Raw genomic sequence first — 24,043 nt, 5'->3', positions numbered from 1 at the left:
TCATAATGAAAATTGTGCCCGCGCACAATGAAGAATGGAGAGAACACGATGACAGTAACGATCAGGCAAATCGCTGAGAAAGCCGGCGTGTCCCGAGGCACCGTGGATCGCGTGCTGAACGGAAGACCTGGCGTCAAACCGCAAATTCGCGAACGCATCATGGCTATTGCGCATGAGCTCAACTACGTGCCCAATATGGCCGCCAAGGCATTAGCGCTGAACAAAAACCCCGTCAAGTTCGGGGTGGTCATGCCGCCGAAAGAGATTGCATTTTTCGGCGAGGTTAGAAGCGGCATTACGGCCGCCGCTGAGGAACTGAAAGATTTTGGCATCGCTGTGGAATACCGGTATGTCGATAACCGCCGGCCGGAAGAAGGCGCGGCAGCGATCGGACAGCTGATCGGCGAAGGCGTTAGCGGGATCCTGGTTTCCTTAATGGACGATGAGCTCATCCGGGCACGTATTAACGATGCTGCAGCTCAAGGCATCCCCGTCGTTACGTTCAACTCTGATGTCGGAGAATCCAAACGAGTTTGCTTTGTGGGGCAGGATTTGTACCGCAGCGGTCAAATCGCAGCGGGACTCATGCGCCGAATGCTGCGGGGCAAAGCCCGTGTGCTGGTCCTGGCCAGCAGCATGAGCTTTCAGGCTCACCGGTCCAGGGTGAACGGATTTCGCGATGTGCTGAGCGGCACGGAGATGGAGATCGTTCAGCTGATACAATCGTACGACCGTTATGCAGATACGCACTCTCAAGTGAGCGATGCGCTCGCCCGGCATACGGATCTCGACGGGATCTACATGGCGACCGGCGATGTGGCCGGTTGTCTGGATGCCGTCATGCGAGCGGGTCTTGGCGGCAAGCTGCGGATGGTTTGCAACGATTTGCTGCCCGAGGTCGAGCAGTGGCTGCGGCAGGGTCTGATTGATTTTACCATTATGCAAAATCCCTTAAGGCAAGGCTACACTTCGCTGCGCATTATGTATGATCTGATTTTCTCGGGCAAACGGCCGGAAAGCGAGTATTTATATACGGAGACGAGCATTATCATTCCCGAATGTTTGGAAAGGAACCCGTAGCATGAGCGGATACGCTGTAGAGATCAGAGATTACGGTGATTACACCGCAATTGAACTCCATGATGGCTATAGTCAGGCCAAAGCCACACTAATACCCGAATGTGGAAACAACCTCATTGCCTATGCGTGCAGGGGCAAGCCGGTTATCACGCCGCCCCCGGATATGACGGCGTTCATCGGTAACAGCGGCATCCGCACGTGGTACGGCATCCCGATCCTGTTTCCGCCGAATCGGGTGAAGGGCGGGCGGTTTTCCTTCGAAGGCACGGAGTATGTGCTGCCGATTAATGAACCGCCGCACTACCATCTGCACGGAGATTTGTCGCGGAAGCCATGGATCGTAGACGGCTATGGCGCCGCTGAAGAGAATGGCGCTTATGTGACTTGCTCCTTTCATTTCAAGGATCATCCGGACATTCTGGCTTATTATGGTCATGAGCTCAGCTTCACCGTGACGTACACGCTGGATAAGGGACGCCTGGATATGCATATTGCGGCGGTCAATCACGGAAGCAAACGCGCGCCGTTTGCTTTTGGCTTGCATCCTTATTTGGCCGTCCCGGCGTCGAGCGGTCCGTGTACGCTCGTGGTTCCAGCCGCAGAGCAGTGGCCCATAACGCCGTTATCGTTCGTCACAGGCGAGCCATCGGCGACGGAGCTGTGCGGACAATGGCGCCGAGGCGTTGCTCTGGCGGATTATCCGGAAGCAGGCTGCTTCATGTTTACACTGAGTGAAGAAGATCGCATATGCCGCTTGGAGATGAAGGAAGCCGGGTACCGGATTGCGTATGAGCCGGACCGCAGCTTTCCGGTTGTGCTGCTGTTTAAACCGGGCTGGGCGGATGCCTTTTCCATTGAACCCTACACGTGTGTAACGGATGCTTTTAATTTGCATTACCCAGACGAGCTAACGGGTGCCAGGGGTCTGAGTCCTGGAGAAGAGGTGCAGATGTCGACAGGGCTGTGGGTGGAGCTCGTCTAGCAGCGAGGCGATAGCTTAGGTGAAGGAAATCAAACAAGCCAACAATACCTTATCCCGGCGGGGCGAAGAAGGTCTTGTTGGCTTGAAGTTGTTCGTAGCAAGGCGAGCTCGCGCCCAGCCTCCTTAGAAACGATCGAAGCTTACGAATTCGCCGACCGGTTTACGGTAGCCCCGTGGCCTGCGCTTCTCCGTCAATTCCTTGCCGATCGCGATGAGCAGGACAGGCACATAGTCGTCAGGGATGTTCAGCGCCTCACGCATCTTGTCCGGATCGAACCCGATCATCGGGCACGTATCCCAGCCCTTTTCTTTGGCTGCCAGCATGAATAGCTGAGCGGACAGACTGGCATTGCGGATCGCTTCATCGCGTTTGAAGGCGGCACCGCGTTCTTCATAGAAACTTGTAACATTGTCAACCGTCATGTCATATTCCTGTTTGCTAAGCACGCCGAGCTGAAGAAATCCTTCGTTTAATCTGGCGACGTCTTGATAGGCATTCAGATTGCCGAGCACGAGAATGGCCGCGGAAGCGGATTGAACTTTGTATTGTTTGCTGGCCGCTTGGTATACTTCCTCTTTGACGGCCGGATCCTTTACGATGATGTAGTGTGCGTGTTGAAGATTAAAGGCGGAGGGAGCGAATTTGACCGTATTCAAAATGTCATTTAAATCTTCGTTCGGGATTTCGATATTCGGGATGAAGGCGTTGGCCGATCGGCGTTCTTTTACAATAGACATAAAATCGCTCATAAATGTGCTCACTCCTATATTATCTCTAAATTAAGATATTTAATATAGGAGAATCATATGTCGAATCCTGAAGAATGTCAATCTGTTTTTTTGTATATGCAACCGTTCTTGAAATTAGATCGGAATGATCTATAAATGGCATTTATGGTTATGAATCACGAACATATATAATGATATTTCAAGAGCGGGGCGTACGCTGAACGCAGCGCCTTTCGGCAGAACACATTCAGGGCAAAAGGAGAGATAGGAAAGTGGCAAATTTGACAATCAAATTGGACGATCTTAGCGGTCCGGAGGTGGCTGCGCTCATTAACGAACACCTGCAGAACATGTCGGCGCTATCCCCGCCGGAGAGTATGCATGCGCTGAATCTGGACGGATTGAAACGGCCTGACGTCACCTTCTGGAGCGCATGGGAGCAGGATGAGCTGGTAGGCTGCGGAGCGTTAAAGGAGCTGAACCGTGAGCACGGTGAATTGAAGTCGATGCGAACCGCTGCCAATCATTTGCGTAAAGGCGTAGCCCGGCGAGTACTCGAACATATTATGGAAGAAGCCAAGCGCCGAGGGTATCAGCGTCTGAGCCTGGAGACAGGCTCCATGGAGGAGTTTCAGCCGGCCATTAAGCTGTACGCCAGCTTCGGGTTCCAGGAATGCGGCCCTTTTGCCGATTATGAGGAAGATCCTAACAGTGTTTTTATGACCAAAGAATTATAATTAGGGAGGCCGCCGGTAGAAGCAACCGGCAGCCTTTTTTTGTTAGGAGCTAGGTCCGTTCGACAACCGTTTGCTAATGTTCATGGCGATGAGAGAAACGGCCGGCGGAAACAGTACATAATAACAAGGATCCCACTTGGCACGGATATCCAAGATTCCGGACATGTGCAGCACGACGGTAATGATGATAAAGCAGATTGCCTGCAGCAGCAGCTTCAGCCACAGCTTCATTTTCATTTTCACAAAGATCATGAGGATGAAAGTGGCGACCAAGTAGTAGATCGATGAAAAAGCAGTCGTGTCGTGGTCTTTATCGTCAAACCAGCCGAGCGAGTAAGAACGGTTCATCAGAAACATGATCGGCATAATATGAAGCGTCCCGAGGATAGGAGCGGTGCAAAGAAACAAAAACAAGCTATGCAGCCATCCCTCTAAAGGGCGCAGCAGGAGTGGATATATCTTTTTTGTGCTGGGCAAAAATATCAACAGTCCGATTGCCGTGTAAAATACCCGCCACCAATGCAGGTAGTAAATGTGAAGCTTTAGAAATAACAGCTCTGTACCGCACAATAGTCCGACGAATAACAGCACCCATGCCCAGCCTAAGCGGAAAGTGGCTAGCAGGACAGCGAGGACAGGAACGATGAATAAATTGGATGCGAGAGCCCCTATATTGCTGTCAAAGTATGTGCTGTGCTGGATAATTTCAGGCGTGTATGCATAACTGTCCAGAAAAATATAGATGACCGTCTCAATGAAATAAGTAATTTGCACCATCGCGAGAAACAAAAGAAGACTTCGTTCCATAGATCTTTTCCGGCATATGTAGATAAGCAGAATCAAGCTTACTGCGCTAAGACCGTAATACCAATAGGAATGACTGCTCACGTTCTACTCCCTATTCTTTGGGAAAATAATGTCACTTGGATAGGTTATCCAGATTGAGGGGATAATAGTCAATATAGAGAGAGGTGATTTTATGTTATTTAATATAATCGTCGGTTTCTTCATCCCATGGATTTTCGGGATCTATCTCTATAAGAAAGCGCGGATTGTCGTTCTGCTCATTTTTCCATTTACAGCCACGATATCTGCATTGATCAATGATATGGGGTATCATCTGGAATTTTGGGATTTTACACCCTTGATTGAAAATGATGAGACGCTCTCTGCGCTTCCGTTGGATATCGGCCTGTATCCTGTTTTCGCCGGGTATATGATCTATTGGATACGCCATAACCATCGCCATGTATGGTTGAAAATCATCTGTTTATGTCTACTTACAACGGGATTGGAGTGGGTGGCCTTACAATACGGCAAAGTAGAGTATGGCAATCATTGGAATATAGGGTGGACATTTCTGAGTTATGCGCTCGCTTATGTACTGGTGTATGTCTATTATAAAGTTTTAGTGCGAAACGGCTTGTTCGACCGAAGCCCCAATGACCTCACGGACATGCGTGTCGGATGAAGTTGTCGGGGGATTTTTTGTTGTGAGAGATCGGCCTTGTACCGAGCTTTGTATGCGAAAAATCGAATACAATCGGTGCGTGTGCGGCAGAATGCGAAGAATGTATTCGAAAAATCGAATACAATCGTACAAGTACCGCAGAATACAATCCGCCTAGCTGATACTTTAGCGGATGCCCAAGCGATTATGCGCAAGGTGTGCGGCAAATTTGATGAAACGGCGGTGCCCAGAACGTATTCTGACGCCGCCGTTTATATTTTCGGCCGGCATCGCATTGCCGCCATGCATGTCTTCCTGATAATTGGAAGCGATTTCATTATTATCTCAAAAATGGAGGAAATGCGTCGCCAAATCGACTTTTCCATCCGTCTGCGCGTAACTTATTTATATTTTTTCGGATATTATCGTAAATGCGTGGGATATGAGAACCGGAATAATGCTTATATAATTTGTTACATGAAGCGAAGTTAATACTAACATCGTGGATCTGTTGGAAAGCGATCATTGAAGTAAGCGTGATCATTCTAACATGCATCAGACTTCTAGGAGGAAATCAAGTGAAAATCACCAGACATCCAGAAAATCCGATTGTTGTGCCTGGTCTCTACGATTGGCGAAAAGTTACGGTTTTTAATCCGGCGGTCATTATCCATAACGATAAGTTTTATATGATCGAACGAACGGCGGAATCGCTGACGCCATGCAAAAATTTCCTGGGATTGCTGGAAAGCGAAGATGGCGTGCACTTCCGCCACGTGGTGGAGGAGCCTATCGTGACTCCCGACATGCTCGGCTTCCCGTATGGCAGTGTACAGGATCCGCGCATCGTCAAAATTGACGATACGTTCTATTTGAACTACGCCCTTCGTCCCTGCGCTATGAATTATTATCCGACGGGAGCCGGGATACCGGAGCGCTCCATACCGAAGTACCCGGACGGCTGGGGGGAGAAGCCCGAGCATTGGCTCACGCGTTCGGGCATCCTGACGTCGAAGGATTTGATCCATTGGGAGTATTTGTGCGACACAACGCCTTTGGACATCAACGATCGCGACAACATTCTATTCCCTGAGAAAATTAACGGGAAGTACGTGCTGCTGCGCAGGCCGGAAGAGTACGTCGGCGAGGCTTACGGTACGGAGAAAGCGGCGATGTGGATTACGTATTCGGACGATTTGTTGACTTGGGAAGAACCGAAGCTGCTCGCGAAAGCGGAGAACGAGGAGTGGGAGTTCAAGAAGATCGGGGGGTCTACACCGCCGGTTCGCACGGACCGGGGCTGGCTCACGCTGTATCATGGCGTCGATAAGGATACGGTATACCGGGTAGGCGCGCTGCTGCTCGATTTGGAGAATCCCGAGAAAATCATTGCCAGAACCCATCATTTCATCATGGAACCCGAAACGTATTATGAGAAATTCGGCTTCCAAATCCCGAATGTCATTTTCCCGACAGGCAACGTCGTCAAAGACGGTCTCCTCTACATTTATTATGGTGTGACGGATACCGCTATCGCATTGGCTACAGTACCTGTGGATGATTTGGTCGATTATATGCTGCGTGGTAACTAATGGAAGGATACAGGGGAGTTTACATTTGTGTGCGAAAATATTACATTAAAAATCCGGATAATTTCGTATTTGAATGGGATATTCACCCCTTCGGGTCTGTTCTATAATTTTCTTGTGAAGTCTATGTAAAATAAAATAACATGAATTGAGGGGATTGTATGATTCAAGGATTAATTAGAAAATCGGTGGTCGTTGCCGCCTCTGCGGCTTTGTTGACACTGACGGCGTGCGGGAACGGCACGGAACCGGCGGCGCAAGATGCAGGCGGAGCGAAGGCTTCGAACAGCCCGGCCGCCAAGGAGCAAGTGACGCTGAGCTTTGAGGAAAACTGGTCAACCCCTAACGTAGACAACCAACTATACAAAGAGCGCATCCAGAAGTTTCAGCAATTAAATCCGGAGATCAAAATCGAAATGCAGGATATCCCTTCCGCCCAATACCGGACCAAGCTTCGTACGGAAGCTGCAGGGAACAGCATGCCGGATATGTTCATTCTATATCCCGGCGTCGACATGGACCCTTACATCGATGCCAACGTGCTGATGCCGCTCGATGAAATTATGGATACATGGAAAGATATTTTGCCTCCGCAAGCGCTGGCCGGTTATAACGTAGGCGGCAAGCAATACGCGATTCCGACAAAAATGACGTTCGTCGATATCATTTATTACCATAAGGACATGCTGGCTAAAGTCGGCTACAACGAATTCCCGAAAACCTATACGGAGTTCCTTGATCTTGTGAAAAAGCTTAAAGCTTCCGGCATTACTCCGTTAGGTATCGGCAACAAAAACAGATGGCCGCTGCAATCCTCGGTGATGTCAGCCGTCGAAGACCGCGTAGCGGGAACGGATTTCTTGACGAAGGTGAAGCAGGGTCAAGCCAAGTTTACCGATGCCGACTATGTGAAAGCGCTGGGCATCTTCGATGAGTTGACGAAGCTGGACGCTTTCAATGCGGACTTGAATACGATGGACGAAGTGCAGGTGCAGGATTATTTCCTGCAGAAGAAAGCGGCCATGACGATCACCTCCTCGACGATTGATACCAAATTCCGCGTCAGCAATGCGGAAAGCGGCGACAATATCGGCATTGCGCTGTTCCCGTCCGTTGAAGGCGGCAAAGGCACGGCAGGCAAAAGCGCCGGCGTCATTCAATACGGCATCGGCCTCAGCAAGGAATTGAAGGGCGCGAAGAAAGATGCGGCGATCAAATTCCTGAAATATTTCTACGCTCCAGAGCTGTACCAGAGCTTGATGAGCAAAGGGATTGTCGTACCGGCCAAGGTAGATATGCCGGCAGATACGAGCAAATATTTGAAAGAAATGCTGCAGCTCACCAAATCGGGCGATGCGCTCGTCTTTGACAGCGTGATGCCGGCTTCCGTTAAGGATGCGATTGAGAACGGATTGCAAGCCATTACGATGAAACAAAAGACACCGGAGCAAATTGCCAAAGAGATGCAAGATGCGATGGATAAAGTGAAAAAATAACGGCCTGCCTCGGTTCATGGCGGAGGTACCAAGCAGAAAGGATGGCGGAGATGAAAGCATCCATCGGGGCATTCTCCTTCTATCAGCTGTTAAGTCAGGGAGAAATGAATATATACGGCTATCTCGAGACGGTCAAACACCGGTACCGATTGGATACGGTTGATCTCTGGAACGGTTTCTTCGCTGACCGCGAAGTTCCGGTTTGGCAGCTTCCCGACGACGAGGAGCTGCTGAAGATCAAGCGTAATCTGGATGAGCGGCAGTTAACGCTTGCGAATCTGGCGGTAGACCGCGCTCATCTGTGGGACGCCGATCCGGACGTCCGCAATCTGCTGCACTTGAATGCGCTGGCGCATTTGCGGGCGGCGAAACTGCTCGGAGCTCATACGGTTCGCATTGATGCGAACCGGGGGCCTGGCGAAGTGACGGAAGAGCAATTCGATTATACGGTGCGCCGGTACCGGGAATATGCGCAGATCGCTGCGGATTACGGATTTACGGTGGGGCCGGAGAATCATACGGGTATTTCGCTCGATCCGGTATGGATGAAGCAGCTCGCTGAAGCGGTCGACCATCCGGGGTATGGCGTTCTGCTGCATTTGAACCGCTGGATCGAAGGCAGCGAGCAAGGAGACCTTCTCGTAGCCCCGTGGGTGACTCATACCCACATGGACAAGCGTACGGTTCTCTCCGACACAACGGAGCTTACCGTCTCCAAGCTGCTCGAGATGGGCTATAAAGGGTGTTGGGCGATTGAGTATAACGCGGCTTCCGATCCGTATACCGAGATCGAGTGGGCGCTGGCTGCAATGAAACGAATCCTGGCTTCGGCTTGCCGGAGCCAAGGATAAGCTACCTGGAGGCGTACGACATGGAATATGCCACAATCAGAATTGGAATAATCGGCACAGGCATTATCGGGAAATCGCATTTGGAGCAATACGCCCAAATCGAAGGAGCCGAGGTTGTCGCCGTGTGCGATATCAATGAAGGGGAAGCACGGCGGGCTGCGGAGAAATTCGGAGTTCCCCATGTATACACCGACTATAAAGAGCTGCTTGCGCGGGACGATATCGACGCGGTGGATGTCTGCTTGCATAACAACTTTCACGCGCCGTTGACGATTGCCGCCTTGCAGGCAGGCAAGCATGTGTATTGCGAGAAGCCCATTGCCGGTTCTTACTATGACGGCAAGAGCATGATCGACGCGGCTCAAGCTTGCGGCAGGAAGCTGCATATCCAGCTTAGCACGCTGTACAAGAAAGAAACGAAAGCGGCCAAGGCGCTGATTGAGGACGGCAAGCTGGGCAAATTGTTCCACGCCCGTTCGAACGGCTTCCGTCGCCGGGGCAGGCCGTACGTCGACGGATTCGGCACCGCGAATTTCACGCGGAAAGCAAGTGCGGGAGGCGGGGCGCTGCTGGATATGGGTGTCTATCATATCGCCCAGATGCTCTATTTGCTCGGAGAAACCGAGGTTGAGCGAGTGACCGGCAAGCTGATTCAAGAGATGGACATGGATCCGCAGAGACGGGAGCAGAGCGGCTTCGATGTCGAAGAACTGGCGCTCGGGTTCGTTACCTTCCGCGGAGGGCTGACACTGGACATCTTTGAAGCGTGGGCCGTTCATCTGGGAGGCGTCGAAGGAAGCAGCATCATCGGCTCCAAAGGCGGCATTCGGCTACCCGCGTATCATTCGGGCGAGATGACCTCGGATTTCAGCTTTCATACGACGGTGGCCGATATGGATTTGGACAGCAAGATCGATCTGAACCGGATGGATATCCGTTGGCATCGCATGAGAGAGCACGAGGATGCGTACGATTCGTCGCAGCGGCACTGGATCGCCGCCCTCCAAGGGCGCGTCGAACTGCTGCCGACGGCGGATATCGCGCTTGCGACGATGCTGATCAGCGAGGGCTTGTATTTGTCCGATACGCTCGGACGCGAAACGACGGCATCGGAAATTATAGCGGCATCGCGCTCCCTGTCGGTTCCACTGTAAGCTGCGGGTGAGCGGATATCGCTGCCAGAAAGGCGGAGCTTGCCCTAGCGTTCCGTCTTTCTTGGCATCCGGGCGCGTAACGCGGCTTCACGATAGCAATTAAACATCTAGAGAGAAGGAGGGCCAACGATGAATGTAACGAAGCGAATGGGGTGGACGATCGCACTGGGCATGCTGCCGGCATTGGCCATCTACATCGGGATAGCGATGCTTCCCGTCGTCATGTCGTTCTACTATTCATTTTTCAACTGGAACGGATTGTCCGACATGTCCTTCGTCGGTTTGGATAACTATATATCCGTCTTGAAGGATAACATTTTCTGGAAAGGCGTATCGAACAACCTGTTCATGATGTTCAGCGGCATTCTGGGACAGCTGCCTGCGGGCTTGTTCTTTGCCTTGCTGTTAAACCGGTCGCTCCGGGGGCTTAAGGTTTACCGTTCCATCCTGTTCCTGCCGGTTATCATCTCGGCGGTTATCGTATCGCTGATCTGGAATATGGTGTACGGCACCGAATCGGGCTTGCTGAACAATGCGCTCGGCTTGTTCGGGTTGGACAGCTGGAAACAGAATTGGCTGGGCAGCCCGCGTTGGGGGATGCTGTCCGTCAGCATTACGTACTTATGGCAAAATTACGGATTCTATATGGTTATTTTCTTGGCGGGTTTACAGAACATTCCGGAGGAAGTGCGGGAGGCCGCCGTCATGGACGGGGCGACAGGCTGGAAGCGCTTCTGGTTCGTTACGCTTCCGATGCTGAAAGAGACGATCTGGGTGACGCTCATCTTCTCGATCAGCAACAGCTTCCGCGTTTTCGATCTGATCTATGTCATGACAGCCGGCGGACCTGCCCATAATACGGAAGTTATGACCATCTACATGTACACCCAAGCGTTCAATAATAGTGATTTCGGGCTTGGCAGCGCCGTCTCGATCTTGATTCTGCTCTTCAGCCTCATAGCCATATACGCAGCCAAACTCATTACACGAAGAAACGGCTGACCGGTTGTCTCGCCGGGGAAGGAGGAGCCATGCAAACATCTCTGCAGAAAAAAACGTTGATTCATCTTGTACTAGCGCTGTTAGGCGCATTGAATATCATTCCGATCGTCTGGATGGTTGTCAGCTCATTCAAGTCTGAGGAAGAGTATGCCACGAATCCGATCGGTTTGCCCAAGATCTGGAATTTCAGCAACTACGCGAATGCCTGGAAAGTCGCTCATCTGGGCACCTATTTCTGGAACAGCGTCATCGTGACAGCGGGCGCCATCTTGTTGACCGTGCTGCTCGGAGCGTTGACCTCTTACTTTTTATCCCGGTTCCATTTTCGCTTGCGCGGCTGGGTCTACGGGCTGTTCATCATCGGTATGACGATTCCGATTCATGCTACGCTTGTCCCTATCTTCATCATTATGAAAAAAATCGGCCTGTTGAACTCGCATCTTTCTTTGGTGCTTCCCTATACGGCCTTCCATCTCTCCATTACGATCTTCATTCTCGTCGGCTTCATGCAGGCATTCCCCAAGGACATCGAGGAATCCGCGGTCATGGACGGTGCCGGGCTGTACCGGATCTTCTGGTCCATCATTCTGCCGATGACGCGCCCGGCGCTGGCGACCGTCATCATCATCAACTTCATTTACAACTGGAATGAGTTCCTGTTCGCGCTTGTGCTGATCAATAAAGCGGCGCTGAAGACGCTGCCGCTCGGTCTGGCGAACTTCGCCGGCACGGAAACGAGGTTCCAGACGCTGCAAATGGCCGCATTATCGATGGCATTGATCCCGCTCGTCGGCTTTTACCTGGCGATGGAGAAACAGCTGGTGCAAGGGATGACGGCTGGAGCCGTGAAAGGATAGCGGCGGCTCGGCTTTCCATAACCTTCTCGGCAGCTTGTCTCCGTTTTGTAGTAAAATGAGAGGTATTAGACCGGTTAGGGGCTGGAACTTCATGAGATTCAACAGATATCCTTTCCTGCATTTCAGCTTAAGAAGAAAATCGATCGCCATCTTCGTGCTTCTGGTGACACTTCCGTCCTTGCTGATCGGGAATGTCATCTTGAGCCGTTATGACGCGATATTGCGCCAGCAGTTCATCGACGCGATGGAGAAAAATTTGAATACGATCGAGCTGAATTTATCGGAAAAAATCAAGACGATTGAAGATTTGTCCGACTATATGATTTATCAGGAAAATTTCCGCAGATTTATGGAAACGCCGACGACTCCAAGCAATATGGAGCAAATGAACAAGGACCAAACCGTGATCGAAGGATTCATCGCTTTCCAAATCATGTCGAAGCGGTATATCAAGTCGATCTCGCTGCAAGGGACAGGCGGCAACCAGCTGCAGATGGGCGAACCGGTCAAAGGGCTGGAGCAGCCGTGGTTGGATCTTGCCCAGTCGAACAAGGGCCGGGTGATCTGGACGGATTCCTACAAGTTGGAAAGCGGTTGGACCGGCAGCAAACGGGTCGTCTCCATGGTTCGCACCATCAATTCCTTCGAAACCCCTTCGCGTTCGGTCGGGCAAGTGATTGTAAGGCTGGATGAGTCGGAAATTACGGACCTGCTCAGGGCGGCAGTGCTCAAAGATCAAGGCTCCATCTTTATGATCCGGCCTGGGGGCAGCGTTCTGCTCCACCAGGATGAGTCGCTTATCGGCCGTCCCTATCCGGACGAAGCGCTGCTTCGCGGCGTGAATGCGGGAGCGGCGAACAAAGTCTTTTCGCTCGAGGAAGACGGGGTCTCGTATATTGTGTTCAGTCAGCGTATGAAATCGACAGGGTGGAACATTGTCGCGCTGGTCAAGGATCAAGCGATCGTACAGAAGACGGAAGCGATCAAAGCGTCGTTGAAATTTCTCATTTTGATTATCGTCATCTTGGGGCTGTTGGCATTGATCGGCTTTGAATTTGCTATGATTCGCCCGATGCTGGAGCTGAGCAGACAGACCCAGCGGCTGAAGAAAGGCGATTTCTCGGTACAAGTGAAGGTTCGCTCGCAAGATGAGGTAGGGGAGCTGGGCAGGCAGTTCAACAATATGGTTATGACGATCAAAGAGCTCATCGATAAAAAGTATAAGCTGGAGATCCGACAAAAGGATTCCGAGCTCCGAATATTGCAAAGTCAGATGGACCCCCATTTTTTATATAATACGCTGGATATGATCAGGTGGACGGCCAGATTGGAGAAAGCGCCGGAGACGAGCCAACTGATCGAGACGTTATCGCGCTTTTTCCGAATGGGTCAAATTAGCGAGAAACGGTATACGACATTGGCAGGTGAGCTGGACTTCGTTCGTGCTTATTTGAATTTGCAGCAGAAACGGATGGGCAGCAAGCTTCAGTTTACGCTGTATTTGGAGGCTCAGCTGGATAATGCCGTCCTGCTCAAGAAAATCATCCAACCGCTCGTGGAGAACAGCATCAAGCATGGATTCCCGCGTGGAGGCGGCAGAATTGACGTTCGTTGTTATACCGAAGAGGGGGATTTATTCATCGACGTTCTCGACTCCGGTATCGGATTCGCCAAGGATAAGTTGGAAGAGATTCGGCAAATTCTGATTACACGGAAAGGGAACGAGGATGTGATGAACCATGCGATCTGCAACATTCACGAACGCATCTCGCTGGAATATGGCAGCGATTATGGCATTACGATTCCACATGAGCCATCGCGTGCCGGAGCATGCATTCGCATAAGAATTCCGTACTGGATGAATGAGCAGGAGGGAGAACGATGACCATCAAGTTGCTAATCGTAGATGATGAGCCGATTATTTGCCAAGGTTTACGGGAGACCATTCATTGGGAATCGATCGGCGTAGAGGTGGTCGGAGAGGCCTATGACGGTTATGAAGCTCTTGCATGTATCGAGCGAACGCCGGTGGATGTCGTGCTTACCGATATTAATATGGACGGCATGGACGGACTCGAGCTGGCCAAAGGTCTGAAGCAGCGCTTTCCTCGAACGCGAGTCATCATCGTCAGCGGGTATGACGATTTCGAATATGCCCGTCAGGCGCTGCGGCTGGGCATCGAAGATTATTTGCTGAAGCCGGTCAATATCGAAGAGCTCATGGGCATGGTGGAGCGCATCGGGGTTGAAATTGCACAAGAGCGTCTGCAGCATGACGAGCAGGAGCTGGAGCGCAGCCGCAAGTGGCTGAAATCGAAGCTGCAGGATCGGGATGCGGCGCGGGACGATACCTACGTCCCTTCCATAATGGCAGGCGGTTCCGCCGTATGCCGGATGATCGCGACTCAGATCGCCGATTATGCGGCTTGGGTGGACAGCTCATCCGAAGAGCAGCGAAGGGAATCGCGCGCCCTGTGGGAGTCGGCTGTGGACGATGCCTTACGAACATGCGGACTGGAACCGCTCTCATTCTTCCACCACCCGAACTTGCTGCTTACCTTATGTGCGGCGCCTCTTACGGATAACAGCGATAAGCTTCATCATGTCTTGAACTCGATAGGGCTGGCTCCGGGGGTGCAGCTGTATGCCGGCGTTTCACAGCCCTTCAGCGCTGCAGAGCAGATTTATCCTAGCGCGATGGAGGCAATGGGGCTGCTGCAATTTGCCGTGCTTCCCGCAGCCGCTCCCGTTGTGTTCCACAATGAAGAGTTTGCTGCGAGGAAGGGTCACCCCCAACCGGATCTGCTGGAGCTGGAGAAGAGCTTGATTCAGGCGCTTTTCCAAGAGAACTATGACGATCTGGACAGACGCGTCCATAAGGCGCTGCAGGATTTCCGGGAGAGCGGCTGTCTGATTAAGGAAGTTTGGCATGCGCTGCAAGAGCTGGTCATTATGCTGCAGAGAAGACTCCGGTCGACGGGAATCGATTTGACCGGGTATCCGGATCTGTTCCATACCCATAAGATGGACTTGTTCGTGCATAACTCCTATCGAGCGATGGAATCGCTGCTTCAAACCGAACTGGAGGCCATGTATTCGCTTGTGCACAATTCGCTCACGGGCAAGAATCATTGGCTGACCGACAGGGTGAAGTCGTACATTGAAGCGAGGTACAACAAGGACATCAAAGCTTCCGAGGTCGCGGCTTGGCTGAAAATCACACCGAATTATTTCAGCATCCTGTTCAAACAGAAATTCGGCAAAGGGTTTGCCGAGTATTTGAATGAGGTGCGCATTGAGCAGGCGAAGGCGAGGCTGACGGAAACGGACGACCGCGTCTTCGAAATCGCCGAGAGTGTCGGATACAAAGAGTACAAATATTTTTGCGCCATTTTCAAAACTTACACCGGAATTACGCCAACGCAATATCGAAAGCTCGCACATACGACGTAAGTCCTCGGAAAGGATAGAGCACATCGATGTCAGCACTTTCAATGGCCGCAGCGCGGCCCTTTGGTGTTATCAAAGGCTTCAATTTTGTTGTATACGGCGCGTTAGCCGTGTATAGTTCGTTTTTCCCGCTGTACTTGAAGGACTTCGGCATGTCCTCCATCGCCATCGGTTTACTGTTGGCCGGCGGGCCTGTTATCTCGCTTCTTGCCAATCCGTTCTGGGGATATTGGAGCGACCGGCTTGCCAATGTCAGGCGCATCCTCACGGTACTGCTCATCGGCAGCCTGTTGAGCCTGCAGTCGGTATTTGTTACAAGCTCATATGCGCTTATGATTACGTTTCTGCTCATTTACTTTTTCTTTCAAACTCCGCTGTTCTCGCAGAGCAACTCGCTTATTCTCGAAGCCATCGAGGGTACCGGCCGCAAGTTCGGCGCCTTTCGCCTCTGGGGATCGCTGGGCTGGGCATTAATGGCTCTGGCGGCTGGACCGGTCATCGGTTGGCTGGGCATTCATCGGCTATGGGCGGTATGCGGTCTGCTGCTCGGGCTATCGATCCTGTTCGCATGGATGCTGCCGGGCGGTGCACGAAGCGGGGGGAGCGGGCGCGGTGTTCAGCGCGGCAAATATTTTCAAATTATGGGGAACAAGTGGTTTATGGCGTTCGTTGGGATGGGAATTCTCATCTCGATTCCTAATGCGATGAACAACACCTTCGTCTCCATCTATATGTCCGATCTTGGCGGAAAGAGCGCTTTAATCGGTTGGTCGGCGTTCTTTGCCTCGATATTCGAAATTCCGGTTTACCTACTTTTCGACCGATTCTTGCGGAAGGATAAGCGGACGATGATCCTGTGTCTTGCGGTTGTCAGTCTGCTTTACGCACTGCGCTGGTATATGATGGCCGAGGCGGTATCGCCGTACCAAATTATGTTCATTCAAGCGCTGAACGCCATTACGTTCGCCGGCTATTATTATGTCGGGACGCAGTTGACGGCGCAGTTGATCCCGCCGGAATACCGGGCGTCAGGCCAAGCGGTATATGCGCTGAGTTGGGGCGGATTGTCCGGTATCGTCGCCGGGCTTGCCGGGGGCTGGATCTACCAGGAATTGGGCGCGAAATCGATGTACAACGTAAGCGCGCTGCTGGCGCTGCTGGGCATGGCTGGTTTCGCCGTCATGTTCGTTCTGGCCAGGAGCAGGAAACGGCCTCATGAAAAAACTGGTTTTCTAGAACTCTAGTATGGTACGATTCTTACATAGACTAGAAGGGAGTTTTGAGTATGAGGCGGCCTAAAGTATTTCTTGCCAAGCAAGTTCCAAGCGAAGTGGAAGCGTATATAGCAGAATACTGCGAATATACCAAATGGGATAGAGAAGATGAGATGCCGCGTGAGCAGCTTTTGGAAGCGTTATCCGACGTTGACGGGCTGCTGATTTCCGGCGGAAGCATCGATCAGGAGCTGCTGGATCGTGCTCCCAAGCTCCGAATCGTCAGCAATGTATCGGTCGGCTATAACAATCTGAATCTGTCTGCTATGAAGGAGAGAGCGGTGCTCGGGACACACACGCCGGGCGTACTCGATGAGACGGTAGCGGATACCGTGTTCGGGCTCATTTTGGCCTCGGCCAGACGAATCCCAGAGCTGGATGCCTACGTGAAGGCCGGTCGTTGGCAAAAAGGCAGCGATGAGGCAATATTCGGCATCGACGTGCATCACGCGAAGCTGGGGATTATCGGTTTGGGCCGCATCGGGGAAGCGATCGCCAGACGCGCGAAATTCGGCTTCAGCATGGATGTCGTCTACTATAACCGCAGCCGGAAAGAGGCGGCCGAGCAGAGCTTGGGCGTCAGCTACCGTTCCCTGCAGGATCTGCTTCGGGAATCGGATTTCGTCGTTCTCATGACGCCGCTTACGGCGGATACGGCCCGTCTCATAGGCCGCGAGGAGTTGGCGCTGATGAAGAAGTCGGCGATCTTCATCAACGCGTCCCGCGGGCAAACGGTAGACGAAGCTGCGCTGATTGAAGCGCTGGAGCAGGGGATCATTCGCGGAGCGGGGCTCGATGTGTTCGAGCAGGAGCCGGTCGCTCCCGATAATCCGCTGCTGAGGATGCCTAATGTCGTTACGCTGCCTCACATCGGTTCGGCTACGCATAAGACGCGGTTCGATATGGCGATGCTGGCGGCCGAGAATCTGGTGAAAGGCGTGCTGGGCGAAGTGCCTCCGAACGTAGTTCCGGAGCTTAGGAAGTAGCGGCTGTTAAGGAGTTAAGCGGTTTGTGCGCTTAACTCCTTTTTTGTGTTCGCCGGGGGTGGGCGCGGCGAAGAGGCGGTGTCCGTCCGGGGAGGGGACGGAGCGGGGGCGGTGTGTCCGAGCCCGGCTAACGGACACAGATGCGCTTATTCGGCCGGAATGAGCCGAATCGGCATTCTGACGGACACCAGCGCTGTTATTTGCGCCTTTGGGGCAGATTTTGCCCCAAAAATAGCCAAATAAGCGCGCCTGTGTCCGTTAGAATCGAGCGGCTGCGGACACGCCGCGAATAGCGTCCGCTGTGTCCGTTAGCAGCGGGGGCGGCGGCTTGCCGCCGGGGAACGCCCGCTTAGCACCCGACCGCCCGCCGCCGTGGGCGCCGCCCGCTTGAGCGAGCAGCTGCGCAGCCGCTCCAGAGTGTCCGCGCCTGGCTAACGGACACAGATGCGCTTATTCGGCCGGAATGAGCCGAATTGGCATTCTGACGGACACCAGCGCTGTTATTTGCTCATTTGGGGCAGATTGTGCCCCAAAAATAGCCAAATAAGCGCGCCTGTGTCCGTTAGAATCGAGCGGCTGCGGACACACCGCGAATAGCGTCCGCTGTGTCCGTTAGCAGCGGGGGCGGCGGCTCGTCGCCGGGGAACGTCCGCTTAGCACCCGGTGGGCCGCCACCGTGGGCGCCGCCCGCTTGAGCGAGCAGCTGCGCAGCCGCTCCAGAGTGTCCGAGCCTGGCTAACGGACACAGATGCGCTTATTCGGCCGGAATGAGCCGAATTGATATTCTAACGGACACCAGCGCTGTTATTTGCGCCTTTGGGGCAGATTTTGCCCCAAAAATAGCCAAATAAGCGCGCCTGTGCCCGTTAGAATCGAGCGGCTGCGGACACGCCGCGAATAGCGTCCGCTGTGTCCGTTAGCAGCGGGAGCGGCAGCTTGCCGCCGGGGAACGCCCGCTTAGCACCCGGTGGGCCGCCACCGTGGGCGCCGCCCGCTTGAGCGAGCAGCTGCGCAGCCGCTCCATAGCCGCACCCAGCGGCCCGCCGCCGAGTACGCTCGCGAGGCAAGCAGCAGCTACTCGCCAACGGGCTCTTTGTTGGCGAGCGGGAGCTGCTTCCGCAGCTTGCCGAATAGCACGATCGCAACCGGGTACACGACCCCGATGAGAAGGGCGAGCGGCAGATACGTCTGATTGTCCCACCTCTGCTCATAGGCGTTGCTGGGGTAGACGATGAACGAGATCACGGTAACGATAAGTCCGATCGGTACGGAGAGCGTTTTGTAGTCTCGCATTTGAAGAACATGACCCAGTCCCTTGATTGTGGCATAAAAAAACATCGACATTTTGAAGTAAATCGACACCAGCCACAGAAAGGCGACGACAACCTCGATGCGCTGCAGGAAGTGCCCGATGTTGATATGCTGAGCGAGCGCGTAACTAGGGAATTTTTGCATCGCCGTACTGTCGGCACCCAGCACCAGGATGCTGGACAAGACGAGCAGCACCATCATGATGCCGCTGATGACGACACCTGCGAAATAACCTGCTTTGACTTTGTGAACACTAGTGACTTGATGGATGAGGGGACCGATTGCAATGAATAAGGTGACATAGGTGAAGCTGGTTATTCGAAAAACGGATCTGGCAATAGGGAGGGGAGGTATTTCCCACACAGGCAAAAGATTGTTTAGCTCCATGTTGGGCACATTCATGGTCATGAACAGAATAAACAAGAGCACAATCCAGGGAAAGAAAATTTCTGCGGTCCTTAGAAAGACGACGATACCCGACTTTGCACCCAACACAACGACCGCCATAAACAAGACGTTAATCGCTTGAATCGGCGTCGTCGGCATGATTTGGGTTACAAGGAAATGACCCACATAAAAGACATCCTGCGCACCGAACAACAGGCATAATAGAGATATGCACAATGTCAAGAGCCTTCCCGGCCATTTGCCGAATACCCGATCGTTAATGCCGTATATGGAGGTCGCCGGATACTGTGTGGCAATCCAGGCATATAACGCGACAAGGATACTTCCTGCAGCAATACTGAACAGCTGCGGCATCCAGGCATCCTGCCTGGCGTCCGCAGCCACCGAAGCCGGTATAACCAGAATGGATGTGCCTATTGAAAACAGGATTACAATGATCATAAATTGACGCGGCGTAATCGTTTCTTTGTTCATGACAACACGTCCTTGTCTAGCTGTTATTCGTCATTTTCTTGCGTAAGTAACCGACCCCAATTAATAGCGCGGGATGAATGAAGCCGATACAGGTGGCTAGAGGAATCCACGTAAACTCATCCCAATGATGGCTGTATGCGACATTCGGGTACACCAACAGCGAAAGAACGGTGATGATGAGGCCTGTCGGCGTCGCAAAGGCTTTGTAGTTTTGAAGCCGAAACAGGGAGGCGATGCCTTGAAGCACGGCATTGAAGTACAGGGTCAATTTGAAATAGATCGAAATAAACCATAAGAAGGCAACGGTTACCTCGATCCGCTGCAGGAAGTTGCCGACGCTGATTTTTTTGGCAAGCGCATAGGTCGCATAGATTTGCCGCGAGGACTGATCGGGTCCCATTACGATGATGCTGAACAAAGTGATCAGCACGAGCACTACCCCGCTCGTTATCCCTCCGTAAGTGAATGCTTTGGAAAACCGAACGGGCAATTTCACTTGGTTGGTGATGAGGCAGAGGACAAAGGCAATCGGAAAATAAGAAAACACTACGATATAGTACGAAGAACGAGCGATGGACATCAGGCTTGCTTCGCCAATTGGGAGTAGGTTGATGACATCGGCTTGGGGGGTGACACAAATAAACAATAAAATCAGCAGCAAAACCATCCATGGAAAAAAGATTTCTGCGGTTCTCGCTAAAATAATGACGCCCAGCTTGGCCCCGATAATGACGAATGTAATCATGAGAATATGAATGGATTGGATCGGTGTCGTGGGCATGATTTGCGTGGTCATGAACGCGCCGATGTAGAATAGAACTTGAGCACTGATAACGGCCGCGATAAACACATACAGCAGCGTGAAGGCTTTCCCCAGCCACTTGCCGAAGACGGTTTCATTCATATCGAAAAGCGACTGGGCAGGGAACATCTTCGCCAACCTGACATACATGCGGATGAAAAGCAAGCCGATGGCGACGCCTGCGATGCCGGCGATCCAGGCATCCTGCTTCGATTCCATGGCTAAGAGCGAGGGGACGACGAGAACGGTCGTACCCACCGCAACCAAAAAGACTAAAATCATGAGCTGACGAGCCGTCAACGAATTCTCGTTATTCATGAGGGACTGCCTCCCTATGCCTTGCCTATTTTACTTCGTGATCAACCCGATTTGCAGTAAAAGTTTGGTGATTGGCATCATCAGAAAGGTAACCCAATCAGCCGGGTTGGGCAGTGTTTTATGCATGCCCTTCATGGTAGCAAGCACATTCCCGAGCAGCATGAGCGAGCTGTAGATCCAGATCTCTTGCTTGCAGCCTTGCCTCCACAAGCGTGGAATCTCATAGCACGCAATGAGGGCGGTAATGACGAATACACAGATGCCGATTAACATAACCGTTACTCCTTTACATCATTTACAACGGAATCCCCTAATGTCCCCGTACCTCTAACTCTGGCAACGATCTTCAGGTGAGGGGTTAATTGTTTGAATACTTGCTCCCAATTGTCTTTGACCTTGTTCCAGTATCTGTAGTCGGCACGATGCACCGCTTCGCCGAAGCCGTATATATCGGTTCCTAACTGTTGGGTTTTTTTGATGGTGTGTTCCAGATTATCCTCCATCAGTTTCGTGATCTGCTGGTCCAAATACGCGATTGTTTCAACTTTGAGCAGGTCAATTTTGCACTCCACATCGGACACATTCCCTTCAGCCATGAGTTCGATAAATATTTCAGGCTTTTCGTTCGTTACTACAGCATGGACCTTGCTCTTGACCCGCGCGATATCGATGCCGATATTGCCGCCTTCCGGGCAGGGCACATGGATGGAAGAGCGCTTCGCTTGGTCCGTAATGACCGAGTATGCGCGGGACTCCTTCTCATTCAGCCATCCCACCAGCCGATCTCTCTTGAAGATGGCATTGCCGGAGTACTGCAGCCGCACTTTCGGCGTCGTATAGTTGATGTTCGCTTTGCCGGAGCCGGAGCTATACTCGCCGACGATCTGGATGCCGGAGATGACCGGGCTTCTGCCGGGGGTAACGATCGCTTTCGACAGCTGGTCGAGTTTGATCGTTACCGCTGAAGTCCATTCCTTTTTGGCGGCTTCCAGAGAGTTGTAAATATAATTGGCAGGCACTTGTTCCAGCGGTGTCATGATGCTTAACAAGTCCTTCGCCGTAGTGTCCCTGGCAATGACAACATCGAAATCGGAGCGGAATTCGCTGCCTCTCATGAGATAGTCCATCGCTTCAACAATGCCTTGCTCAGCCAGCTCTTCCGAGATGGCAAGAATCCGGATGTGAGCGAAATAAATGTTCCGGGAAATGGAGGAGGTCAATCTTTTCACCGCTTCGTTCAAAGTGACGCCTTTGGAAGAATACACAATGATCGGAATGTTCGGGTTTCCCATCGCTTTGGTGACACTGCCCGGATTGACGATTTGAACGGTAAGCTCAAACTGATGATCGGTAATATCGATGCCTACGCCCTCGGCAATCGCAATATCGTTGAGCTCCCTCCGGCTCCAGCAGCCGCTTACCAACAGGACGATGACGAGTAAGCAAGCGATGATTCGCATCCTGGCTATCATTGGGATCGCTGCCCCCCTTTAAGGTTTGAACCGAGTTCGTTTGGCTTTCTTCACAACGTTGTTAGCGCTGACCGTGCGGACACGGGAGAAAATAGACTGAAACGGCATTCTGAACAGGGCATCCGTTTGCTTATGCAATTCCATCGGCGCGAATGGGCTCAGATAGGGCACTCCGAACGATTGCAAGGAGTTCAGATGCAGGATGAGCCCGAGCAGGCCCGCGAGTATTCCGAAAAAGCCGAACGAAGCGGCCAGTGCCATAAGCGGAAATCGTAAAATGCGGATGGCGTTAGACAAGTCATAAGAAGGAAAGACGAAGCTGGAGATCGCCGTAATGGACACGACGATGACCATCGCGGCCGAAACGATGCCGGCATCGACCGCTGCCTGTCCGATAACCAGCGTTCCGACGAAAGACAGCGCCGACCCGATGCTTCGCGGCATGCGCAGCGCGGCTTCCCGCAGCACCTCGAACGTTATCTCCATCAGGAGAGCTTCGATGAAGGCGGGGAACGGGATACCCTCCCGCTGCGCCGCGAGGGAGATGAGGAGCTGGGTCGGCAGCATTTCCTGGTGAAACGTTGTGATGGCAACATAGAAAGATGGGGCTAATAGGGCAATAAGAAACCCGGCGTAACGAAGCACCCGGATTAAGGTAGAAATGTCCACGCGATGATAATAGTCTTCGGAAGCCTTCAGGAACGTTTCGAACAACGCAGGAGCAATCAGCACGAAGGGGGTTCCGTCGACCAGGATGGCAATTTTGCCTTGAATGAGTTCCAGGGCGACAACATCCGGGCGCTCCGAATTATAAACCGTCGGGAATGGTGTAATAACTTCATCTTGGATCAGTTCTTCGATATTGCTGCTCTCGAATATGCCGTCAATCTGAATTTGATTTAACCGGTTGCGGGCCTCGGCGATGAGGGACTTCGCAGCAATCCCGTTCACATACATCAGCACGACATCGGTCTGGGTCACCTTACCGACCTGAAATGTTTCCACCCACAAATTCGGATCCTTGATCTTTCGGCGAATAAGTGCGGTGTTCGTGCGGATGGACTCGGAGAAAGCCTCCCGCGGACCGCGGACAACCGTTTCTACGTTCGTTTCCGTTACGCCGCGGTCTTTCCAGCCTTTGGTGCTGGCGGCGATACCGCAGTCATAGCCGTTCATCAGAATGACCGAGTCGCCGGATAGAAGGTGATGGAGCAGCTTCTTCATGTCATACACTTGCTGGACTTCACCGATGGTGAGCGTGTGCAGCTCCAACAGCTCGAAGGGGCTCAGCCCAGGATCCGGATCCAGCTGATCGGACATCAATGACCGCATGATGAAGTCATTCACGACGTTGCCATCGACAAGGCCGTCGGTATAGACGATGGCCACAGGCTCGGTCACGGCGCCGTAGGAGAACTCGCGGAATACGATATCCGTGCTGTTTCCGAGCGTCTGGCGGACGTAATCGATATTTTCGTGAATCGTCATGAATATTGGCATTGATGCCGGCGGTTCGGCAATTGTTTTGGTTAGCGGAAGCGGCGAATGTTTTTTGGAGCGCAGCCAATGTGCGAACATATGGTTTTTTCCCCAAGCTCTAGGATATTGTTCTAGTATCATT

At 52.3% G+C, this 24,043-nt stretch carries 22 protein-coding genes; 14 read left to right on the top strand and 8 right to left on the bottom strand.

Annotation, left to right across the window (positions count from 1 at the left end; translation table 11 throughout):
* Positions 1–48: 48 nt before the first annotated feature.
* Both PUT07_RS18045 and PUT07_RS18040 read left to right on the top strand, forming a co-directional pair.
* Positions 49–1,080: a LacI family DNA-binding transcriptional regulator gene (locus PUT07_RS18045; protein WP_274469727.1), complete on the top strand. Its 1,032-nt coding sequence runs from the start codon at positions 49–51 to the stop codon at positions 1,078–1,080.
* Between the two features lies 1 nt (position 1,081).
* Positions 1,082–2,062 (top strand): aldose 1-epimerase, encoded by a 981-nt coding sequence (locus PUT07_RS18040; protein ID WP_274469726.1) that lies wholly within the window; start codon positions 1,082–1,084, stop codon positions 2,060–2,062.
* Between the two features lie 123 nt (positions 2,063–2,185).
* Here the strand turns inward: PUT07_RS18040 and PUT07_RS18035 are convergent, their stop codons facing one another.
* The gene (locus PUT07_RS18035; RefSeq protein WP_274469725.1) at positions 2,186–2,812 is read right to left on the bottom strand and encodes a nitroreductase family protein; all 627 of its coding nucleotides are present in this window, start codon (positions 2,810–2,812) and stop codon (positions 2,186–2,188) included.
* 260 nt (positions 2,813–3,072) lie between these two features.
* On the opposite strand from PUT07_RS18035, the gene PUT07_RS18030 reads away from it, so the two are divergent.
* Positions 3,073–3,528, top strand: coding sequence for a GNAT family N-acetyltransferase (locus PUT07_RS18030; protein WP_274470871.1), 456 nt, complete (start codon positions 3,073–3,075; stop codon positions 3,526–3,528).
* Positions 3,529–3,570: 42 nt separating this feature from the next.
* Here the strand turns inward: PUT07_RS18030 and PUT07_RS18025 are convergent, their stop codons facing one another.
* The gene (locus PUT07_RS18025; RefSeq protein ID WP_274469724.1) at positions 3,571–4,416 is read right to left on the bottom strand and encodes a hypothetical protein; all 846 of its coding nucleotides are present in this window, start codon (positions 4,414–4,416) and stop codon (positions 3,571–3,573) included.
* 91 nt (positions 4,417–4,507) lie between these two features.
* On the opposite strand from PUT07_RS18025, the gene PUT07_RS18020 reads away from it, so the two are divergent.
* The 11 genes from PUT07_RS18020 (at position 4,508) to PUT07_RS17970 (ending at position 17,637) form a co-directional block, all read left to right on the top strand.
* On the top strand, positions 4,508–4,999 hold the full coding sequence (locus tag PUT07_RS18020) for a CBO0543 family protein (protein WP_274469722.1): 492 nt from the start codon (positions 4,508–4,510) through the stop codon (positions 4,997–4,999).
* A 557-nt stretch (positions 5,000–5,556) separates the two neighbouring features.
* The gene (locus tag PUT07_RS18015) at positions 5,557–6,570 is read left to right on the top strand and encodes a glycosidase (RefSeq protein WP_274469721.1); all 1,014 of its coding nucleotides are present in this window, start codon (positions 5,557–5,559) and stop codon (positions 6,568–6,570) included.
* 158 nt (positions 6,571–6,728) lie between these two features.
* Positions 6,729–8,063 (top strand): extracellular solute-binding protein, encoded by a 1,335-nt coding sequence (locus PUT07_RS18010; protein ID WP_274469720.1) that lies wholly within the window; start codon positions 6,729–6,731, stop codon positions 8,061–8,063.
* A 50-nt stretch (positions 8,064–8,113) separates the two neighbouring features.
* The gene (locus PUT07_RS18005) at positions 8,114–8,914 is read left to right on the top strand and encodes a sugar phosphate isomerase/epimerase family protein (RefSeq protein ID WP_274469719.1); all 801 of its coding nucleotides are present in this window, start codon (positions 8,114–8,116) and stop codon (positions 8,912–8,914) included.
* 20 nt (positions 8,915–8,934) lie between these two features.
* Positions 8,935–10,068, top strand: a complete 1,134-nt coding sequence (locus tag PUT07_RS18000; RefSeq protein WP_274469717.1) for a Gfo/Idh/MocA family protein — start codon at positions 8,935–8,937, stop codon at positions 10,066–10,068.
* 129 nt (positions 10,069–10,197) lie between these two features.
* Complete coding sequence (locus PUT07_RS17995; RefSeq protein WP_274469715.1) at positions 10,198–11,070, top strand: carbohydrate ABC transporter permease; 873 nt, start codon at positions 10,198–10,200, stop codon at positions 11,068–11,070.
* Between the two features lie 29 nt (positions 11,071–11,099).
* Positions 11,100–11,927 carry a carbohydrate ABC transporter permease gene (locus PUT07_RS17990; protein WP_274469714.1) on the top strand — a complete coding sequence of 276 codons (828 nt, stop codon included), beginning with the start codon at positions 11,100–11,102 and terminating at the stop codon, positions 11,925–11,927.
* A 91-nt stretch (positions 11,928–12,018) separates the two neighbouring features.
* Complete coding sequence (locus tag PUT07_RS17985; RefSeq protein WP_274469713.1) at positions 12,019–13,812, top strand: sensor histidine kinase; 1,794 nt, start codon at positions 12,019–12,021, stop codon at positions 13,810–13,812.
* Positions 13,809–15,380, top strand: coding sequence for a response regulator transcription factor (locus PUT07_RS17980; protein WP_274469712.1), 1,572 nt, complete (start codon positions 13,809–13,811; stop codon positions 15,378–15,380). Before PUT07_RS17985 ends, PUT07_RS17980 begins: the two co-directional genes overlap by 4 nt.
* 26 nt (positions 15,381–15,406) lie before the next feature.
* Positions 15,407–16,621, top strand: coding sequence for an MFS transporter (locus PUT07_RS17975; RefSeq protein ID WP_274469711.1), 1,215 nt, complete (start codon positions 15,407–15,409; stop codon positions 16,619–16,621).
* 41 nt (positions 16,622–16,662) lie between these two features.
* A complete protein-coding gene (locus PUT07_RS17970) occupies positions 16,663–17,637 on the top strand; it encodes a 2-hydroxyacid dehydrogenase (protein WP_274469709.1) in 975 nt (324 codons plus the stop codon).
* An 866-nt stretch (positions 17,638–18,503) separates the two neighbouring features.
* Here the strand turns inward: PUT07_RS17970 and PUT07_RS17965 are convergent.
* The 6 genes from PUT07_RS17965 to PUT07_RS17940 are packed head-to-tail and all read right to left on the bottom strand — an operon-like array spanning position 18,504 to position 24,000.
* Positions 18,504–18,704, bottom strand: a complete 201-nt coding sequence (locus PUT07_RS17965) for a hypothetical protein (protein ID WP_274469708.1) — start codon at positions 18,702–18,704, stop codon at positions 18,504–18,506.
* Positions 18,705–18,711: 7 nt separating this feature from the next.
* On the bottom strand, positions 18,712–19,830 hold the full coding sequence (locus tag PUT07_RS17960; RefSeq protein ID WP_274469706.1) for a GerAB/ArcD/ProY family transporter: 1,119 nt from the start codon (positions 19,828–19,830) through the stop codon (positions 18,712–18,714).
* 16 nt (positions 19,831–19,846) lie between these two features.
* Entirely contained in the window at positions 19,847–20,950 is a 1,104-nt protein-coding gene (locus PUT07_RS17955; protein ID WP_274469705.1) for a GerAB/ArcD/ProY family transporter, read from the bottom strand.
* Between the two features lie 30 nt (positions 20,951–20,980).
* Positions 20,981–21,223 (bottom strand): hypothetical protein, encoded by a 243-nt coding sequence (locus PUT07_RS17950; RefSeq protein WP_274469703.1) that lies wholly within the window; start codon positions 21,221–21,223, stop codon positions 20,981–20,983.
* A gap of 5 nt (positions 21,224–21,228) precedes the next feature.
* On the bottom strand, positions 21,229–22,422 hold the full coding sequence (locus PUT07_RS17945) for a Ger(x)C family spore germination protein (protein WP_274469702.1): 1,194 nt from the start codon (positions 22,420–22,422) through the stop codon (positions 21,229–21,231).
* A gap of 18 nt (positions 22,423–22,440) precedes the next feature.
* Positions 22,441–24,000 carry a spore germination protein gene (locus PUT07_RS17940; RefSeq protein WP_379239949.1) on the bottom strand — a complete coding sequence of 520 codons (1,560 nt, stop codon included), beginning with the start codon at positions 23,998–24,000 and terminating at the stop codon, positions 22,441–22,443.
* Between the last annotated feature and the right edge of the window lie 43 nt (positions 24,001–24,043).

It is taken from the genome of Paenibacillus sp. MAHUQ-63 (assembly GCF_028765165.1).
In the GTDB taxonomy this organism is placed as follows: Bacteria; Bacillota; Bacilli; order Paenibacillales; family NBRC-103111; genus Paenibacillus_E.
This window is presented reverse-complemented; position numbering and strand designations above follow the sequence as displayed.

What these genes read in the sequence shown, in the direction of transcription:
- PUT07_RS17945 (WP_274469702.1), bottom strand. Translation starts at nt 22,422, where the DNA reads ATGATAGCCAGGATGCGAATCATCGCTTGCTTACTCGTCATCGTCCTG.
- PUT07_RS18045 (WP_274469727.1), top strand. Translation starts at nt 49, where the DNA reads ATGACAGTAACGATCAGGCAAATCGCTGAGAAAGCCGGCGTGTCCCGA.
- PUT07_RS17940 (WP_379239949.1), bottom strand. Translation starts at nt 24,000, where the DNA reads ATGTTCGCACATTGGCTGCGCTCCAAAAAACATTCGCCGCTTCCGCTA.
- PUT07_RS18035 (WP_274469725.1), bottom strand. Translation starts at nt 2,812, where the DNA reads ATGAGCGATTTTATGTCTATTGTAAAAGAACGCCGATCGGCCAACGCC.
- PUT07_RS17980 (WP_274469712.1), top strand. Translation starts at nt 13,809, where the DNA reads ATGACCATCAAGTTGCTAATCGTAGATGATGAGCCGATTATTTGCCAA.
- PUT07_RS17990 (WP_274469714.1), top strand. Translation starts at nt 11,100, where the DNA reads ATGCAAACATCTCTGCAGAAAAAAACGTTGATTCATCTTGTACTAGCG.
- PUT07_RS18005 (WP_274469719.1), top strand. Translation starts at nt 8,114, where the DNA reads ATGAAAGCATCCATCGGGGCATTCTCCTTCTATCAGCTGTTAAGTCAG.
- PUT07_RS18000 (WP_274469717.1), top strand. Translation starts at nt 8,935, where the DNA reads ATGGAATATGCCACAATCAGAATTGGAATAATCGGCACAGGCATTATC.
- PUT07_RS18020 (WP_274469722.1), top strand. Translation starts at nt 4,508, where the DNA reads ATGTTATTTAATATAATCGTCGGTTTCTTCATCCCATGGATTTTCGGG.
- PUT07_RS17960 (WP_274469706.1), bottom strand. Translation starts at nt 19,830, where the DNA reads ATGAACAAAGAAACGATTACGCCGCGTCAATTTATGATCATTGTAATC.
- PUT07_RS17995 (WP_274469715.1), top strand. Translation starts at nt 10,198, where the DNA reads ATGAATGTAACGAAGCGAATGGGGTGGACGATCGCACTGGGCATGCTG.
- PUT07_RS17970 (WP_274469709.1), top strand. Translation starts at nt 16,663, where the DNA reads ATGAGGCGGCCTAAAGTATTTCTTGCCAAGCAAGTTCCAAGCGAAGTG.
- PUT07_RS17985 (WP_274469713.1), top strand. Translation starts at nt 12,019, where the DNA reads ATGAGATTCAACAGATATCCTTTCCTGCATTTCAGCTTAAGAAGAAAA.
- PUT07_RS18040 (WP_274469726.1), top strand. Translation starts at nt 1,082, where the DNA reads ATGAGCGGATACGCTGTAGAGATCAGAGATTACGGTGATTACACCGCA.
- PUT07_RS17950 (WP_274469703.1), bottom strand. Translation starts at nt 21,223, where the DNA reads ATGTTAATCGGCATCTGTGTATTCGTCATTACCGCCCTCATTGCGTGC.
- PUT07_RS18010 (WP_274469720.1), top strand. Translation starts at nt 6,729, where the DNA reads ATGATTCAAGGATTAATTAGAAAATCGGTGGTCGTTGCCGCCTCTGCG.
- PUT07_RS17975 (WP_274469711.1), top strand. Translation starts at nt 15,407, where the DNA reads ATGTCAGCACTTTCAATGGCCGCAGCGCGGCCCTTTGGTGTTATCAAA.
- PUT07_RS17955 (WP_274469705.1), bottom strand. Translation starts at nt 20,950, where the DNA reads ATGAATAACGAGAATTCGTTGACGGCTCGTCAGCTCATGATTTTAGTC.